A 15,275-nucleotide genomic window follows, 5' to 3' on the forward strand; every position below is an offset into this window, starting at 1 on the left:
CTTTCCCATGAAATACCTACTTGTTATTATTACCTTATTCGCCTAGTTCCATCTTAATATATGCACGAGTAGTTGTCTATACATTCTAATGAAATTTCCTTTTTATTCAACAAAAAAGGAAATTTCTTACGTCCATTATAATTATAATATATAGTATTCATTTTTCCAAAAAGGGACAGTATCCACCCCTAATATAGAAGTCACTTCAACAATGGCATTAACCCGCTAGACTCTAACATAACATGTTCACCATCTGTTTCTATTTCTACTGTACGTTTATTCGTTCTATATACCATTATACCGTGCCTTTTTAAGCGTTTTACTACACTTTGGTGAGGATGTCCATACGGATTACTACTCCCATAAGACAGAATAGCAAACTGCGGTTCCACTTTTTTTATAAACGTTTCACTTGTTGAAGTATACGAGCCGTGATGCCCCACTTTTAAAACATCTGCATGTACATCAAATTGTTTTAATATTTCATGTTCTGTCCGTACATCCGCGTCACCCATTAATAAAAAATCCGCTTTTCCATATCGTACCTTCAAAACAATTGAGGATTCATTATTTTCATCTTTTGATTTCCCATTGTTTAATACTTGTATAGAAACATGTGGATCCAGCGGTATATATTGCCCTTCCTTTACTGAAACGAAAGGTATCCCTCTTTTTTTAATATTATTCCGATATGTATGATAAGTAAGAGAACTATATGTTTTTCCGCTATCTAATATAAGCGATACCGGCATTTGCTCTACAATTGGAATTAGCCCCCCTATATGATCCATATCGGGATGCGTACTGACAATTACATCTAAATGATTAATCCCTTTCTCAATTAATTTCTGAATAATAACCTCTCCTGCTTCATAAGGTCCTCCATCAATTAACATTGTTTGTCCGTTTGGCATTATGATAAGTGTTGCATCACCTTGCCCCACTTTTAAAAAGCTCACTTTCATTTTACTAAGATGTTGCCGATGCATATGTAAAGGAGACGTAGTATGAATGGACATCATATACCTTTTAGCTGATGCGCTATTTAAAGAAAAACATAATAAAACAGAAACTAATAATAGAATAATCCGCATACCTCTCATAACTCGTCTCCTTTTTTCATTTAGTATGGCACTGTAAATAATTGATATACAAAAAAAGCTTAGCAAAATGCTAAGCTTTTATTTCGATATCTCTTGTAAGGAACCGAAGAATAAATCTGCTTCATTCATTTGTTCATTCTCTTCAGAAAGCGGGGGTAAATCATCTAATGTTTTCAATCCAAATGTGTCCAAAAATTCTTTTGTTGTTCCGTATAAAATAGGACGCCCTGGTCCTTCCGCCCTTCCCATTTCTTTTATAAGTAAATGGGAAACCAACGTTTGTAACGCCTTATCGGTTTTAACTCCTCTAATCTCTTCCATTTCAGTCCTTGTGATTGGTTGACGATATGCAACAATCGCTAACGTTTCAAGGGCAGCTTGTGAGAGCGAAGCAGCTGTTGGTGTATCTATTAGTTTTTGATAATATGAAGCATGTTCTTTCTTTGTAGCAAAACGATATACTTTTGCATACTGTACAATTTGCAAACCACGGTTTGCACCTTCACATTCTTGTTGCATTTCTTCTAAAATATTCATTACTTCATTCATTTCAATTTCAAGAACTTTCGCTATTTGTTCTGGATAAATCCCTTCATCACCAGAAACAAATAAAAGGCCTTCAATAATTGACTTTTGTTCTTTCCTATCCATTTCACGAGCTCCTTCCTTCTATTTTCCCATAAAAATACACATCAAAAAACCGAATCACAATCAATGCGTTCGGTTCAATATTTTTTCTCTTGTTCCAAACGATACATTAAAACATAGCATGAGATAAAGTGTTTTTATCCCAATTTCACATACTTGCCCTATGCAGATTTATTAGAGCTTGATACGAAAATTTCATCAAAATTATGTTCTTGCTCAATTATGATTTGTTGATTTTTCATAAGTTCCAGAACTGCTAAAAATGTTACGACCATTATTTCACGTTCATCATCAACAAATAAATCATAAAAACTTTGGCGACCACCCTTTATTTTTAACTGCTTTAAAATATCAGTCATTCGCTGTTCAATTGGTATTTCTTGACGAGTAATACGTGTTGTTACAGGTTTTTTTGCCTTTTTACGGCGCATTAATTTTTGAAATGCCGCTAGCATATCATATAACGTAACATCAAGAGGCAAGCTTGTCTCCTCTTCTTGTTGCAACGATGTAAAGTCAATTGGTGGACGTGTATATAGCTGTGCTCTTTCTTGTTCTCTTTCTTTTAACTCAGTAGCAACTTGCTTATATTTCTTATATTCAATTAACCTCTCCATCAATTCTTGACGAGGATCATCTATAAAATCATCACCGTTATCAAGTACATCTTCTTCATGTTTCGGCAACAACATTTTACTTTTAATTTGTAATAACGTTGCGGCCATTACTAAATACTCACTTGCAACATCTAATTGAAGTTCTTTCATCGTATGCACATAAGATAAATATTGCTCTGTAATATCTGCTACAGGAATATTATATATATCAATTTCATAACGATGTATTAAATGTAACAATAGATCTAAAGGCCCTTCAAAAGCCTCTACTTTAAAATTATATTGCACAAAGCATCCCACCACATTTTTTCTATAACAACATAAGTATAGAGCATACTCATGTTCTATCCAACCTTTTTAAGAAATTTAATTAAAAATAGACCGATGCCTATGTCATCATGCCCACCACTTCATATGATAACAGTGTAGTAAGAACAATGTAGGAGGTCAAAAAACTATGGGTCACGTTGATTGTGGTTTTAGCGGTGGGTTCGCATTACTTGTTGTACTGTTTATTTTACTAATTATTGTAGGAGCAGCTTGCTTCTGCTAATATGAACAATAACGGCTAGGGGGAAATCTCCTAGTCGTTTATTGTTCATATTTCTATGATACACTTATATGTATAACCGTTAGATAGGGGCGAGAAAACATGTATCCTACCGAATACATACAATTTTTAATTCATTTCCAAGGAGATTACGACTATTTTGAATGCCACGAAATACTAGAAGAGTACTGGAAGACAAAACCACGAGGGAATCGTGATCATTACTTAGTTGGTCTCATTCAAATTGCAGTTTCTTTATACCACCAAAGACGTGATAACTGGAATGGTTCTACAAAAATGATGAAAAGCGCAATCACAATTTTAGAAAAAAGCGGTGTGTCTTTACAACGTTTAGGAATTAATCAAGTACAACTTCTTTCCTTGCTCAATGAAAGATTGCAATCTATCCATAAAAAAGAACGTTTTGTACCTTTATTTTTACCCTTATCAGATCCATCGTTAGAGAAGCAGTGCACAGAGTTATGTCAAAAACAAAACCTCCCTTGGAAAGATTTGAATGCTATCCCAAGTGAATATATTATAAACAAGCATACTATGCGTGATCGCACAGAAGTCATTACTGAACGAAATGAACAATTACAAAAAAGAAAGCAGAGATAATAAACTACTTATCCCTGCTTTCACGAATGTATATTTTGTTCTAGCCCTTTACATTTTTCGCAAAAACTTGCTGTTTGCTCATTTCCGCAAATTGTAAACTCAAGAAATTTACTCTTTAACTCTTGAACCATCTTTGTCCCAATCCCTACATGACGGTGAGATGGGTTGACACTCAAATGCTGAATTTCTAATACTTGATTCTCTTTTTTTACAATCCCCATTATTCCAACAAAATCTTCATTCTCTTTCCACAAATACAATTGCCAATCATCTTTTGCTTCATATTCTTTCATTGTCAATTGTAATGTTTTCACATCTTTTTCAGTTGGCATAAACGAAAGAAGCCCCATTGCAATTTTTTCATAACTTTTTTTAAAACGAATTAACATAACCCTTATCCCTTCTTACAAAAGTTACAAACTAGTAATCCCCTCAATCACTCTTTTCATATCATATTCATTTTACAATATTTTCAACAGAGTGAGAAGAGCCTAAAACAACTTGATAATCATACAAAGCGAAAAGAAGAAAGTCAAATCTATGTTTCAGCACTATTCCTTTAATAAATAGAGTTAAAAAAAGAAAATTTTATATGGAATGGAAAGAAACATATCATTCAATATCACTTCATTAATAGTTACCCTAAAGCAGCACACTTCTAGCAAAATTAATATAACAAAAAATATTTATTGAAACATATAATGTAATGTATTCTATGTAATTTGTTAAAGGTTTGTTCTCACAAGCAATATATTTTAGCAACAATACTACTTGTATGATGAGCTGCAGAAGAAGTACCCCGTCCCATTTAAAAGTAAAAAAAGAGAGCAAAAGCTCTCTTTTCCCTTACCTTATTCTTCCCAAACTTTAACTTCTTTCATTACATCGCCTTGACGCATTTTTAATACTGTTTCAATACCGCTTGTTGCTTTACCAAATACAGTATGAACGCCATCTAAATGTGGCTGTGGCTCATGAACAACAAAGAATTGGCTACCGCCTGTGTTACGGCCAGCATGAGCCATAGAAAGTGATCCGACAAGGTGTCTATGAGGGTTTCCATCAGTTTCACATGGAATAGAGTAACCTGGGCCACCTGCACCTGTACCTGTTGGGTCTCCACCTTGGCTTACGAAGCCAGGAATAACACGGTGGAATGTAACACCATCATAAAATCCTTGCTCTGCTAATTTTTTAAAGTTTTCTACTGTTTTCGGTGCTTCTTCTGGGAAAAATTCCAAGTCGATTTTTTCACCGTTTTCCATTAATATGTATCCTAAAGTTTTCATATGTATATGTCTCCTTTCAACTATCTCAGCACTATATTACCACATTCATGACTAGAAACAAAAAGAATCCGACAATCTAGATACTTCTTTTTTGAAATGTGGAAAAAGCTAGGTGACAAATAAGAAATATATACTATAATAACTTTGTTGCCCGAAAATTTTAGAAAGAGAAAGGGAGCGATTTTTCGTGAGAACGAAATTATTAGCTCTGCTATTAGCTGTAACGGTATTTATGATGCCAACAGCTTCATTTGCAGACATCATCGAGGGAGAATCAATTGTTACACTAGGAGAGAACTTATCCGAACAACAAAAACAAGATCTGTTAAAAGAAATGAAAGCACCGAAAGATGCTACAATTATTACTGTATCTAATGCGGAAGAACATAAATTTCTAGAAGGCATTGTTCCAAAAGCACAAATTGGTACGAGAGCAATTTCTTCTTCTATGATTACATACACTAAACCAGGATCTGGTCTTATTGTACGATCAAAGAACATTAACTGGGTAACAGATGCAATGTACACTAACGCTTTGATTACAGCAGGTGTAAAAGATGCAGAAATTCAAATTAACGCACCTTTTAAAGTTTCAGGAACTGCAGCTTTAACTGGATTAATGAAAGCATATGAAACTGCGTCCAATAAACAAATTCCTGAAGAAGTTAAAAAAGTAGCGAATGAAGAAATGGTACAAACAGCCCAGCTTGGTGATAAAATTGGTGAAGAAAAAGCAGTTCAACTTGTTGCAAAAATTAAAGAAGAAATTGCAAAAGAACAGCCAAAAACAACAGAAGATTTACGTTCATTAATTAAAAAAATTGCTGATCAATTAGGCATTACATTAACAGATGAACAGTTAGATAACTTAGTATCGTTATTTGATAAAATGAAAAATCTTAATATCGATTGGAATCAAGTTGGTAGTCAATTAAACAAAGCAAAAGAACACGTTTCTGCCTTTTTAGGATCTGAAGAAGGACAAAGTTTTCTAGATAAAGTGAAAGATTTCTTCTCAAGTATCATTGATTTTGTTAAATCTTTATTCAAGTAAAAAAGAAGCCCGCCAGTGACGGGCTTCTTTTTTATACAAGTAACGGTAATTTCATAACAGCCTCTTCAACCGAACGCACTATATGATTTGCTTTCTCCTTTACATATGGATGGGCATGATGAAGAGTAAATGAATGCGGGGTTACTTCAAACATAGAAATATCATTGAAAGAATCTCCAATACAAGCAACTTCATTTGCTTCAATTTGCAAATGGTCCATTAGTCGCTTTAGAGCACTACCCTTACTCACGCCTCTTGGCATAATATCAACATAGCGTTTACCTGATATAAAAACTTCCGCTTCGCCTTGAAACGTATCTCGTAGCTCTTGATCTAACGTCACAATTTTCTCTTCTTCTCCAAAAACAAACAATTTTGCAGGGTGCACAGTCTTACCAAACTCTTCTTCTAACGCTTCAATTTCAGCGATATGCACACCCATATACGCTTCAAAATTATGGTGTTGTTCATTTTTCCTTTTTGTATATCGCTGCTCATTTGCACAAACAATATCCGCTAGTCCTTTTTTATGTATATATCGATATATTTCCTGGGCAACCGTATTTTCAAAACTCGATTCATGGAATAAATCCCCATCCGGAAGTAACATTGTCGCTCCATTTAAGCCTGTTGTGTAATATGGGAATGAAAACCTTTTTACAACTTCATCAATTCTATGTGTAAAGCGGCCAGAGGCAAAACAAATATTTGTCCCTTTCTCAGCTAACCAACACAGCGCACGTTCATCTTCTTTTTGCATATGATTCACATCGTAAACGAGCGTGTCATCTAAATCACTTACAAATAATTTAATCATGTCCTCTTCCCCTTCCATACACAATATCTACTCTAAGTGTACACAAAAAATGTGTGATTTTTGTTAAAAAACAATAAATTTTTGCTAAAAAAAATAAACGGGTGTATAATCCCGTTTATTTTTGTCTTTTTACATTTTGAGGTCTTACAATACTTGGTCGTACTTTTAAACTAGACATTGTTGGACGGAGTAAAATTTTTGTTAACGCGCCCCAATCAAATGGTAAAAACGGCCATAAATAAGGTGTTTGTAAACTTTTTATAGACGTTAAAAATAAAATTAATATCGTCATACCAATTACAAATCCCATCTCATGGAAGAGACCTGTTAAAATAATAACAAACAATTTCCCAACCTTATTCCCTAATCCTAATTCATAACTCGGTGTTGCATATGCACCAATCATCGAAACCGCTACATACAAAATTACTTCTGGCACAAACAAACCTACATCAATTGCAATTTGACCAATTAATATAGCGGAAATCAACCCTGCTGCAGACGATAACGGCGTTGGAGTATGAATGGCTGCCATCCTTAAAAACTCAAGTCCGACCTCTGCCATTAACACCTGTAATAAAATTGGTAAATGCGTCATCTTAGTCGGTCCAATAAAAGCAAGATTTGCTGGCAAAAGAGTTGGATCAAATACAAACACTAGCCAAAATGGTAATAAAAATAACGAGAATATAACACCTAAAAAGCGCACCCAGCGTAAAAATGTACCGACAGCTGGATTTTGTCTAAATTCTTCCGCATGCTGTAAATGATGAAAATATGTTGTCGGTGTAATCATAGCACTTGGTGATGTGTCAACGAGCACTAACACATGCCCTTCTAGTAGATGATTTGCTGCTACATCTGGCCTTTCTGTATATCGAATAAGTGGGAATGGGTTATAGCTTTGCTTTACAACAAATTCTTCTACTGTTTTATCCGCCATCGTAATTCCATCTACATCGATGTTATTTAATTCTTGTTTTATAATCTTTACTAAGTCTGGATTTGCAACATCTTGAACGTATGTAATACAAATATCCGTTTGTGATCTATCTCCTACTCGAATAATTTCATTTCGAAGACGTGGATCTCGAATTCTTCTACGAATTAATGCTGTATTTACAACGATATTTTCAACAAACCCATCCCTCGCACCGCGTACTACCTTTTCGGTATCTGGTTCTGTCGGTGTTCGCCCTGGATAACTACGAACATCGATCGCGAACGCTTCCGTTTCACCTTCCACAAATATCACAATGAGTCCTGATAATACTTGGAGCATTACCTCATCCATCGTTTTCACTTTGCTTACTTGTTGATGGATTAAGCGATTCTCTAAAAGCTTCACTGTATCTTCTTCTACATCCCTTATCTCATTTGTATCCACCGCTTCTTCTAAAATAGGGATAATATAATTTGTATCACAAAGTCCGTTTACAAATAACACACCAATTTCTTTATTCAAAATTTGAAATTTACGAATGCCAACATCGTATGTAACGCCTAGTCCAACTGTCTGCTTTAAATAATTTTCATTGTCACTTATGAAAGTTGATATAGGGATATCCACCTTTTTAGGCTTCGTCATAAAAACCACTCCTTTCCAAAATTAATTGAATCGCTTTTCTAGTAATAGGTGACCCTCTCTCCCATTCATCATTCCCGCACATTTTACCAATATCACCAACTCCAACAATGACAGGAACATTTAAATCGTCTAAGCAATATATTGTATCTCCACTAATCCTGCCAATTTCACCATCTGGAAGTCCAAATTTATCAACACCGTATTCGGTTAAATTCCCATTCCGATCTACACTTACATCTACACGTGCCCATTCCCAATGATGCGTATTAGACGCTACTGCTAAAATTCCGAGCACATCAATTTGTTTATGGGTAGCCACATATTTTAAAGCCTTCTCACCAGATCCTTCTCCAATAAATCCACTGTCATCAAACATGACAAATACAGGGTCATATGGCGTTTGCATAATAAGCTCAACAACTTTTTTCCCTGTCAATTTGGTTGGATTACTTTGTGATGCTGAAATACACCTTCCCCCAAATTCCTTTGTTAAAAGCTCAATTGTCCGCTTTGCATATTCATCTCCATCTGTGACCAAAACAACCCTTCGTCTCATTTGATTTATCCTTTCGGTTTACATATAAGTGCTATAAAAAACGAAAACAATATCGCTGCGGAAATGCCCGCAGACGTTAAACTAAACATGCCAATACCAATTCCTAAATATCCATGTTTTTCTGCTGCATGCATTGCTCCGTGCAATAGTGAATGTCCAAAACTTGTAATAGGGACTGTTGCTCCAGCACCTGCAAACTTTATTAGTTTATCGTACAATCCAAATCCATCTAAAATTGCTCCGATGACTACAAAAGTTGCCATTAAATGAGCTGGTGTTAACTTTGCGAAATCTAACAATAGTTGCCCAATTACACAAATAGCTCCACCTACAAGAAATGCATATATAAAATCCACAATTCACTCTCCTTTAACTCTTTCAAATACGACACCATGTGCAATTGTTGGAATCGTTTCTTTCTGTTGCATCATCATCGGGCTTAATAATGCGCCAGTGGCAACGACAAAAATTCGTTGTAAATTCCCTTTTTGCATCTCGTGTAATAAATGGCCATATGTGACAACTGCTGAACAAGCGCAACCACTACCACCTGCAAACACTTCTTCTTGACTTGATTCATAAATCATCAATCCGCAATCATTGTATATATGCCCAAGATCGTAACCTTCCTCAAGTAAAAGTTGTTTTGCAATCGGCGTCCCAACAGCTGATAAATCACCCGTAACAATTAAATCATAATCATCGGCACTTCTTCTTAAATCTTCAAAATGCTGTTGAATTGTATGAGCTGCTGCTGGAGCCATCGCTGCCCCCATATCCAAAGGATTTGTGATTCCTAAATCTTGCACTTTTCCGATTGTAGCCGCCGTAATTTTAATCGCACTTTTTTCATTGCTAATTAATATAGATCCTGCACCAGTCACAGTTGAATTTGCTGTCCCTGGCTTTTGCCCACCATACTCTGTTGGATAGCGAAATTGTCTTTCAGCCGTTGCATTATGACTACTTACTGTAGCTAAGACACGATTTGCAAATCCACCGTCTATAAAAGCTGAGCCAACTGCTAAAGTCTCCATAGACGTCGCACAAGCGCTAAACATTCCTAAAAAAGGAATGCCCCACTTACGCGCAACATAATTTGCTGTCACTGTTTGATTTAATAAATCTCCCGCTAAAAAGAAATCAATTTGCGATGTTTTTATATTCCCTTTTTGCACTGCTTGTTGAATTGAGTCTGACATTAATCTTCGTTCGGCGAGCTCCCAATTTTCCTCTCCACAATGCAAGTCATCGTATGAAATATCAAAATCTTTTCCAAGAGGGCCCTCAGCTTCTTTCGGACCGACAGCAGTACCCGTTGCATTCACATATATATCATTTTGAAATACCCACGTTTGTTTTCCGGTCAACCTCATACTAGCCCCTCCTTTAAGACATAAAAACTTTAAAGGTATACCTTATTAACCCAATGATATATGCACCAACAACCCCAAATACAATTACACTTCCTGCCAGTTTAAACATATTTGTAGCAATCCCTAGAACAATCCCTTCACTCTTATGCTCTAAGGCAGCGCTCGCCATAGAATTTGCAAATCCTGTCACCGGCACCGCTGATCCTGCTCCAGCAAATTGACCGATTTTATCATATACACCACATCCTGTTAAAATCGCGGATAATAAAACAAGCGTTGCAACAGTTGGGTTTCCTGCCTCTTGTTCACTGAAGTGAAAATAATGTATATAAAATTTCATCAATACTTCTCCAACTGTACAAATGAGTCCACCTACAAGAAATGCTTTGATACAATTTAGTAAATAGTTTGGCTTTGGATGATACTCCTTCACTTTATTTATGTAATCATCCTTCAATTTCTGACTTGTCATTTATATACTGCCTCCTACTTTACGAAATAAATCCAGTGAAACAACGATCCTATTACTTTCCCAAGTACAATAGCAATGAGTAAAACAACAATCTTCCCCTCTACCCCTACTCGTTTCGCTAAAATAGGTAGAACATTTAACACCTCTGTTAATGCCGCAGCAAGCATTCCAATGAACGTGCCACAAAACATCCCTAATATAACGAGCCAATATTGCGATGTTTGAAATGTAATGTTTTTCAAACTACACCAAGCCCCTGTTAAAGTACCTGCAATGACTGCCCACTCAAAATATTGAATATGCTTTCCACTTCTCGTTAATTGAGCTAAACGGGGGATTATACCAAGTACAGCTAAAAATGCGACATACCCGCTACCTACCGCAATCCCTCCAGCTAAACCAATTAAAATAACAAATCCAGACTCAATCATCGGCAAGTTGTTTCATATTATCCTTGTTTTCATTAACGATTACATATTGATCAAGCGACTGTTGGTATTGAAACATCTCAACTTCTAGCGGACTTGGCTCTTCATTAATTCGCTTTTGAAATACATGATTAAAGAATAAAACCATCCCTAAGCCAAGACCTAAAGAATAAGGAATTTGAAATAAAAGTGGTTGCGCATTAAATTCTCCAGTAATCATGTAATATAACCGTTGATGTACTTGTTGCATACTTACATCTTCATGGAAATAAATGATCGCAAGGGCCGCTCCAATGAAAAGTAACAGCCATACAAGCCCGAAAAAAACTGGATGCGCCTTCTTTTTTTCGTATATAATTTCAACAAGAGTTTGTCCAGAACCGAGTAAATTAATTTGTACATGAGATGCTTTCTGTTGAATAATCTCAATTACTTTCATAACATCAATTACAACATGCGTCTTATCATGCGCTGTTATTTTGTAAACTATCTCATTTTGTAACAACTCAACTACAGAAGAATCTCCGGCAAGTTGAGCAACATCGCCCAGCTTTACTTCATAAGTAGGAGAAACTTTTAAACGATTGCGCATTTTAATATAAATCGTTTGTTCCAACTTTCATTCACCCCTTCACTCTTCCTCGTAGTTGTAGTATGGTTATTGAATTTTTTTCTAATACAATTTTTTCATAAAAAAACATCTGCACCATTTTGGTGCAGATGTTTTTTACTTATGCCTTTTTCTTAAATAAGTTTGCAATACTTAATGCAAGCCCTCCCCAAATGACTACGATTCCAATAACCATCATCATAATCGCTGATCCACTCATTATGAAACACCTCGATCTTTCCATTCTTTTTCAAGTTTGGCAGAGTCCGAATGAATTTGTGCATCCCATTTTTTCAGACCAATGATTATTGCAACTATGAGGAATGCTGCTGCTATCGACCAACCATACGTTACAACAAACTCAGTCGGATAATCTCCATAGTTCTTTTTAATATTTTGGATTGTACCATCAATTAGCATATACCCTAACATAAGCGGAGTAATAACGAGTAAACTCACTCTCCAAAACGTTCCTAATTTAATATCAGATACAAAGTTTGCATGATTTTGATAAACTGGTAAACGACGTAAAATGAGCCCTATCGTAACTACTTCCGCAAGTGCAATTGTAATTAATCCGAAATTATTAGCGAAATAGTCGACAACATCTAAGAACATAAGTCCACCACGTGTTGCAAAAACAAGAGAAACTAACACGAGAAGGGTTCCCATAATTCCAATGGTTTTTTCACGACTTAAACTGAATTTTTCAGATACAGCGGCAAAGCATACTTCCGCAAGTGAAATAAGTGATGTGATTCCAGCAACCGTTAACGATAAGAAAAATAATACACCAAACAACGGTGACATCGGCAACTCATTAATAATTTGCGGAAATACTACGAACGCAAGTCCAACGCCAGCACTTGCTACTTTATCAACCGGTACTCCCATATTATTTGCCATAAATCCAAGAGCTGCAAAGACTCCAATACCTGCTAATAATTCAAATCCTGAGTTTGCGAATCCAGTAATAAAGGCATTATTTGTTGTATCAGAGTTTTTCGGTAAATAACTAGAATACGTAATCATAATTCCAAATGCTAAAGATAAACTAAAGAATATTTGACCATAAGCAGCAAGCCATACTTTCCCATCAAAAATACGACTCCAATCTGGTTTAAAGAATGCATCTAGTCCTTGCATAGCACCTTCCATCGTCACTGCACGAACGACGATAATAAGGAACATAACAACTAATAAAGGAATAAATATACGGTTAACAACTTCGATTCCTTTTTTAACTCCTTTAAATGCAACGCCAAGCACAATAATCCAAACGAGAGCTAACGGAATTAATACTTCCGGTACAAGTCCTCCAAATTGTCCTGGCTTATCTGCAACATGTAAGTACTCTTTAAATAAAAATGATTGCGTGTCTTTTCCCCATGCTCCAGTAATTGCAAAGTATGTATACGATATAGACCAAGCAATAATCACTGCATAATATGTTGAAACAATAAATGTTACGCACATTTGCCACCATCCAATAAATTCGGCACGCGGGCTAATACGGAAAAATGTAAGTGGTGCTGAGCCACGATGACGATGACCAAGAGCAAACTCAAATGCTAACAATGAAATACCCGTCGTTAATAATGCAAATAAGTACGGTAAAAAGAATGCCCCGCCGCCATTTTCATACGCTGTATAAGGAAAACGCCATATGTTTCCTAATCCAACGGCAGATCCGACCGCTGCGAAAATAAATCCAGCTCTCGTTCCCCATTGTTGCCTCGTTTCCATGTTTCCTTCCCCCCTTTATGACAAGTTCATACTTGGATTATATTTTAAATTAACTAAATTATCAATAAATTCTGTTAATTTTTTCGAAAATTAACATCTCTCTCCTATTAACTTCATAAAAAAATCGAATAGACAATTATTCGTCTATTCGATCTTTCATCTGTTTTAATATTTTCTTTTCAAGTCTTGAAACTTGTACTTGCGAAATACCTATGCGCTCTGCTACTTCTGACTGTGTTTGATCTTTATAGTAACGCAAGTATACAATTAAGCGCTCTCGTTCATCTAGTTCTCTAATCGCTTCTTTTAAAGCAATTTTATCGAACCATTTCGTTTCAGATTGATCTGCAATTTGATCTAAAATAGTGATTGGATCACCGTCGTTTTCATATACAGTTTCATGTATAGATGAAGGCGCCCGGCTCGCTTCTTGTGCTAGAACAACTTCCTCTGGCGTTAGTTCTAGCGCCTCTGCCACCTCATTAATCGTTGGAGCCCTTCCGAACTCTTTCGAAAGCTCATCTCTCATCTTTCGAATTTTGTTCCCTGTTTCTTTTAAAGACCTACTAACTTTCACTGATCCATCATCACGTAAAAAACGTTGTATTTCTCCAATAATCATTGGAACTGCATATGTTGAAAATTTCACGTCGAAAGATAAATCAAATTTATCTACCGATTTCAAGAGCCCAATACATCCAATTTGAAATAGATCGTCTGGTTCGTATCCTCGATTAAGAAACCGCTGTACAACCGACCAAACGAGACGCATATTACTTTGAACGATTGTATCTCTCGCCTGTTGATCTCCATCTTGACTTTTTTGAATTAACGCTTTTAGCTCGTGGTCCTTTAACTGAGGTTTCTTCTTCTCATTTTTGACCTCTATGTCCATAGGCTATTCTCCTTAATTGCATAGAGCGTTACTATTTGATAAGTATTTTGTCAAATGGATTGTTGTCCCGAAAGATTCGTTTGAAATAACTTCTACTTCATCCATAAAATTTTCCATGATAGTAAATCCCATTCCGGAACGCTCTAATTCAGGTTTAGTTGTAAAAAGGGGTTGTCTCGCTTCATCTAAGTTAAAGATTCCAATCCCTTCATCTCGAATCGTGAGTTTCACCATTGCTTCTTCCAAAATTACAGAAATATAAACAATACCTTCTGCATTTCCTTCGTATCCATGAATAATTGCATTTGTAACCGCTTCTGACACAACTGTTTTGATCTCCGTTAATTCTTCCATCGTTGGATCTAGTTGTGCAATGAAAGCCGCCACTGTAACGCGAGCGAATGATTCATTTTGACTTAATGCTGAAAATTGAAGGTTCATTTCATTTCTCATCTATGCCACCCCCAACGTCGCGAGCGCGTGCGCTTCACTTTCTTCTAAGCGAACGATTTTGAATAAGCCCGACATTTCAAATAAACGCTTAACAGGCGGTGAAATTGCACAAACAACCATTTCTCCACCTAATCCCTTTACGTGTTTATATCGGCCTAATATAACACCTAGACCAGAACTATCCATAAACGATAAGTTCTCTAGGCTCAAAACAATATGATGAACACCATGTGTCTCAATCATATCTGTTACTTTCGTTCGCAACTCTTCAGCCGTATGATGATCTAATTCACCCTCTAGTCTCACACATAGGACGTCACGTTTTACTTCTAATTGCATGGAAAGACTCACACGATTTCCTCCTTATGCTCAAACTTTACTTATTCACATACATAAAGATTTTCGTGATATAAAATAAGAATCCTTCCTGCTGACAAAAGAAGAACTATTTC

21 protein-coding genes are annotated in these 15,275 nt (G+C 36.0%); 3 read left to right on the plus strand and 18 right to left on the minus strand.

The features are described from left to right. Nucleotides 1-200: 200 nt before the first annotated feature. The 3 genes from DOS87_RS22515 to scpA all read right to left on the minus strand — a co-directional run bounded on the left by DOS87_RS22515 (nt 201) and on the right by scpA (nt 2,656). Nucleotides 201-1,103, minus strand: coding sequence for a ComEC/Rec2 family competence protein (locus DOS87_RS22515; protein ID WP_001214828.1), 903 nt, complete (start codon nt 1,101-1,103; stop codon nt 201-203). 78 nt (nt 1,104-1,181) lie between these two features. Further along, the gene (gene scpB, locus DOS87_RS22520) at nt 1,182-1,754 is read right to left on the minus strand and encodes a segregation/condensation protein ScpB (protein ID WP_000375173.1); all 573 of its coding nucleotides are present in this window, start codon (nt 1,752-1,754) and stop codon (nt 1,182-1,184) included. A gap of 158 nt (nt 1,755-1,912) precedes the next feature. Next, nucleotides 1,913-2,656, minus strand: coding sequence for a segregation/condensation protein A (scpA, locus tag DOS87_RS22525; protein WP_001199753.1), 744 nt, complete (start codon nt 2,654-2,656; stop codon nt 1,913-1,915). Between the two features lie 169 nt (nt 2,657-2,825). On the opposite strand from scpA, the gene DOS87_RS22530 reads away from it, so the two are divergent. Then, complete coding sequence (locus tag DOS87_RS22530) at nt 2,826-2,921, plus strand: YjcZ family sporulation protein (protein ID WP_000510194.1); 96 nt, start codon at nt 2,826-2,828, stop codon at nt 2,919-2,921. 99 nt (nt 2,922-3,020) lie between these two features. Continuing rightward, nucleotides 3,021-3,539 carry a DUF309 domain-containing protein gene (locus tag DOS87_RS22535; RefSeq protein ID WP_000283612.1) on the plus strand — a complete coding sequence of 173 codons (519 nt, stop codon included), beginning with the start codon at nt 3,021-3,023 and terminating at the stop codon, nt 3,537-3,539. Between the two features lie 20 nt (nt 3,540-3,559). Here the strand turns inward: DOS87_RS22535 and ribT are convergent, their stop codons facing one another. Together ribT and DOS87_RS22545 are read right to left on the minus strand one after the other, a co-directional pair. Then, nucleotides 3,560-3,928 carry a GNAT family N-acetyltransferase RibT gene (ribT, locus tag DOS87_RS22540; RefSeq protein ID WP_000908401.1) on the minus strand — a complete coding sequence of 123 codons (369 nt, stop codon included), beginning with the start codon at nt 3,926-3,928 and terminating at the stop codon, nt 3,560-3,562. A gap of 462 nt (nt 3,929-4,390) precedes the next feature. Then, nucleotides 4,391-4,828 carry a peptidylprolyl isomerase gene (locus DOS87_RS22545; RefSeq protein WP_000853784.1) on the minus strand — a complete coding sequence of 146 codons (438 nt, stop codon included), beginning with the start codon at nt 4,826-4,828 and terminating at the stop codon, nt 4,391-4,393. Nucleotides 4,829-5,015: 187 nt separating this feature from the next. On the opposite strand from DOS87_RS22545, the gene DOS87_RS22550 reads away from it, so the two are divergent. Then, entirely contained in the window at nt 5,016-5,882 is an 867-nt protein-coding gene (locus tag DOS87_RS22550) for a DUF1002 domain-containing protein (RefSeq protein ID WP_001259343.1), read from the plus strand. A gap of 31 nt (nt 5,883-5,913) precedes the next feature. On the opposite strand, the gene DOS87_RS22555 is transcribed toward DOS87_RS22550, so the two are convergent. The 13 genes from DOS87_RS22555 to spoIIAA form a co-directional block, all read right to left on the minus strand. Further along, nucleotides 5,914-6,717 carry a Cof-type HAD-IIB family hydrolase gene (locus tag DOS87_RS22555; RefSeq protein WP_002082221.1) on the minus strand — a complete coding sequence of 268 codons (804 nt, stop codon included), beginning with the start codon at nt 6,715-6,717 and terminating at the stop codon, nt 5,914-5,916. Nucleotides 6,718-6,814: 97 nt separating this feature from the next. Further along, nucleotides 6,815-8,287, minus strand: coding sequence for a spore germination protein SpoVAF (gene spoVAF, locus DOS87_RS22560; RefSeq protein WP_000165593.1), 1,473 nt, complete (start codon nt 8,285-8,287; stop codon nt 6,815-6,817). Continuing rightward, the gene (locus DOS87_RS22565) at nt 8,274-8,843 is read right to left on the minus strand and encodes a stage V sporulation protein SpoVABEA (protein WP_001254416.1); all 570 of its coding nucleotides are present in this window, start codon (nt 8,841-8,843) and stop codon (nt 8,274-8,276) included. Before DOS87_RS22565 ends, spoVAF begins: the two co-directional genes overlap by 14 nt. 5 nt (nt 8,844-8,848) lie before the next feature. Continuing rightward, on the minus strand, nt 8,849-9,199 hold the full coding sequence (gene spoVAE, locus DOS87_RS22570; RefSeq protein ID WP_000345907.1) for a stage V sporulation protein AE: 351 nt from the start codon (nt 9,197-9,199) through the stop codon (nt 8,849-8,851). 3 nt (nt 9,200-9,202) lie between these two features. Then, complete coding sequence (spoVAD, locus tag DOS87_RS22575) at nt 9,203-10,219, minus strand: stage V sporulation protein AD (RefSeq protein ID WP_001241139.1); 1,017 nt, start codon at nt 10,217-10,219, stop codon at nt 9,203-9,205. A 13-nt stretch (nt 10,220-10,232) separates the two neighbouring features. Continuing rightward, nucleotides 10,233-10,691, minus strand: coding sequence for a stage V sporulation protein AC (spoVAC, locus tag DOS87_RS22580; protein ID WP_000203809.1), 459 nt, complete (start codon nt 10,689-10,691; stop codon nt 10,233-10,235). A gap of 14 nt (nt 10,692-10,705) precedes the next feature. After that, a complete protein-coding gene (gene spoVAB / locus DOS87_RS22585) occupies nt 10,706-11,122 on the minus strand; it encodes a stage V sporulation protein SpoVAB (RefSeq protein WP_079245884.1) in 417 nt (138 codons plus the stop codon). Further along, entirely contained in the window at nt 11,115-11,735 is a 621-nt protein-coding gene (locus tag DOS87_RS22590) for a stage V sporulation protein AA (protein ID WP_000438368.1), read from the minus strand. Before DOS87_RS22590 ends, spoVAB begins: the two co-directional genes overlap by 8 nt. 115 nt (nt 11,736-11,850) lie before the next feature. After that, the gene (locus DOS87_RS22595) at nt 11,851-11,949 is read right to left on the minus strand and encodes a methionine/alanine import family NSS transporter small subunit (protein ID WP_000016826.1); all 99 of its coding nucleotides are present in this window, start codon (nt 11,947-11,949) and stop codon (nt 11,851-11,853) included. Further along, on the minus strand, nt 11,949-13,475 hold the full coding sequence (locus DOS87_RS22600) for a sodium-dependent transporter (RefSeq protein WP_000450088.1): 1,527 nt from the start codon (nt 13,473-13,475) through the stop codon (nt 11,949-11,951). Before DOS87_RS22600 ends, DOS87_RS22595 begins: the two co-directional genes overlap by 1 nt. A 136-nt stretch (nt 13,476-13,611) precedes the next feature. Next, nucleotides 13,612-14,370 (minus strand): RNA polymerase sporulation sigma factor SigF, encoded by a 759-nt coding sequence (sigF, locus tag DOS87_RS22605; RefSeq protein ID WP_000350729.1) that lies wholly within the window; start codon nt 14,368-14,370, stop codon nt 13,612-13,614. Between the two features lie 12 nt (nt 14,371-14,382). Beyond that, a complete protein-coding gene (spoIIAB, locus tag DOS87_RS22610) occupies nt 14,383-14,823 on the minus strand; it encodes an anti-sigma F factor (protein WP_001243398.1) in 441 nt (146 codons plus the stop codon). Further along, entirely contained in the window at nt 14,824-15,174 is a 351-nt protein-coding gene (gene spoIIAA / locus DOS87_RS22615; protein WP_000059135.1) for an anti-sigma F factor antagonist, read from the minus strand. It abuts the gene before it with no gap. Nucleotides 15,175-15,275: the final 101 nt, after the last annotated feature.

The sequence above is a fragment of the Bacillus sp. CR71 genome (assembly GCF_003429245.1).
GTDB classification, from domain to species: Bacteria; Bacillota; Bacilli; order Bacillales; family Bacillaceae_G; genus Bacillus_A; species Bacillus_A thuringiensis_S.

Bases quoted from the DNA above. Each gene is read 5' to 3' on its own strand.
- DOS87_RS22515 (WP_001214828.1), bottom strand. From the start codon at position 1,103: ATGAGAGGTATGCGGATTATTCTATTATTAGTTTCTGTTTTATTATGT.
- scpB (WP_000375173.1), bottom strand. From the start codon at position 1,754: ATGGATAGGAAAGAACAAAAGTCAATTATTGAAGGCCTTTTATTTGTT.
- DOS87_RS22530 (WP_000510194.1), top strand. From the start codon at position 2,826: ATGGGTCACGTTGATTGTGGTTTTAGCGGTGGGTTCGCATTACTTGTT.
- DOS87_RS22535 (WP_000283612.1), top strand. From the start codon at position 3,021: ATGTATCCTACCGAATACATACAATTTTTAATTCATTTCCAAGGAGAT.
- ribT (WP_000908401.1), bottom strand. From the start codon at position 3,928: ATGTTAATTCGTTTTAAAAAAAGTTATGAAAAAATTGCAATGGGGCTT.
- DOS87_RS22545 (WP_000853784.1), bottom strand. From the start codon at position 4,828: ATGAAAACTTTAGGATACATATTAATGGAAAACGGTGAAAAAATCGAC.
- DOS87_RS22555 (WP_002082221.1), bottom strand. From the start codon at position 6,717: ATGGAAGGGGAAGAGGACATGATTAAATTATTTGTAAGTGATTTAGAT.
- spoVAF (WP_000165593.1), bottom strand. From the start codon at position 8,287: ATGACGAAGCCTAAAAAGGTGGATATCCCTATATCAACTTTCATAAGT.
- DOS87_RS22565 (WP_001254416.1), bottom strand. From the start codon at position 8,843: ATGAGACGAAGGGTTGTTTTGGTCACAGATGGAGATGAATATGCAAAG.
- spoVAD (WP_001241139.1), bottom strand. From the start codon at position 10,219: ATGAGGTTGACCGGAAAACAAACGTGGGTATTTCAAAATGATATATAT.
- spoVAC (WP_000203809.1), bottom strand. From the start codon at position 10,691: ATGACAAGTCAGAAATTGAAGGATGATTACATAAATAAAGTGAAGGAG.
- spoVAB (WP_079245884.1), bottom strand. From the start codon at position 11,122: ATGATTGAGTCTGGATTTGTTATTTTAATTGGTTTAGCTGGAGGGATT.
- DOS87_RS22595 (WP_000016826.1), bottom strand. From the start codon at position 11,949: ATGAGTGGATCAGCGATTATGATGATGGTTATTGGAATCGTAGTCATT.
- DOS87_RS22600 (WP_000450088.1), bottom strand. From the start codon at position 13,475: ATGGAAACGAGGCAACAATGGGGAACGAGAGCTGGATTTATTTTCGCA.
- sigF (WP_000350729.1), bottom strand. From the start codon at position 14,370: ATGGACATAGAGGTCAAAAATGAGAAGAAGAAACCTCAGTTAAAGGAC.
- spoIIAB (WP_001243398.1), bottom strand. From the start codon at position 14,823: ATGAGAAATGAAATGAACCTTCAATTTTCAGCATTAAGTCAAAATGAA.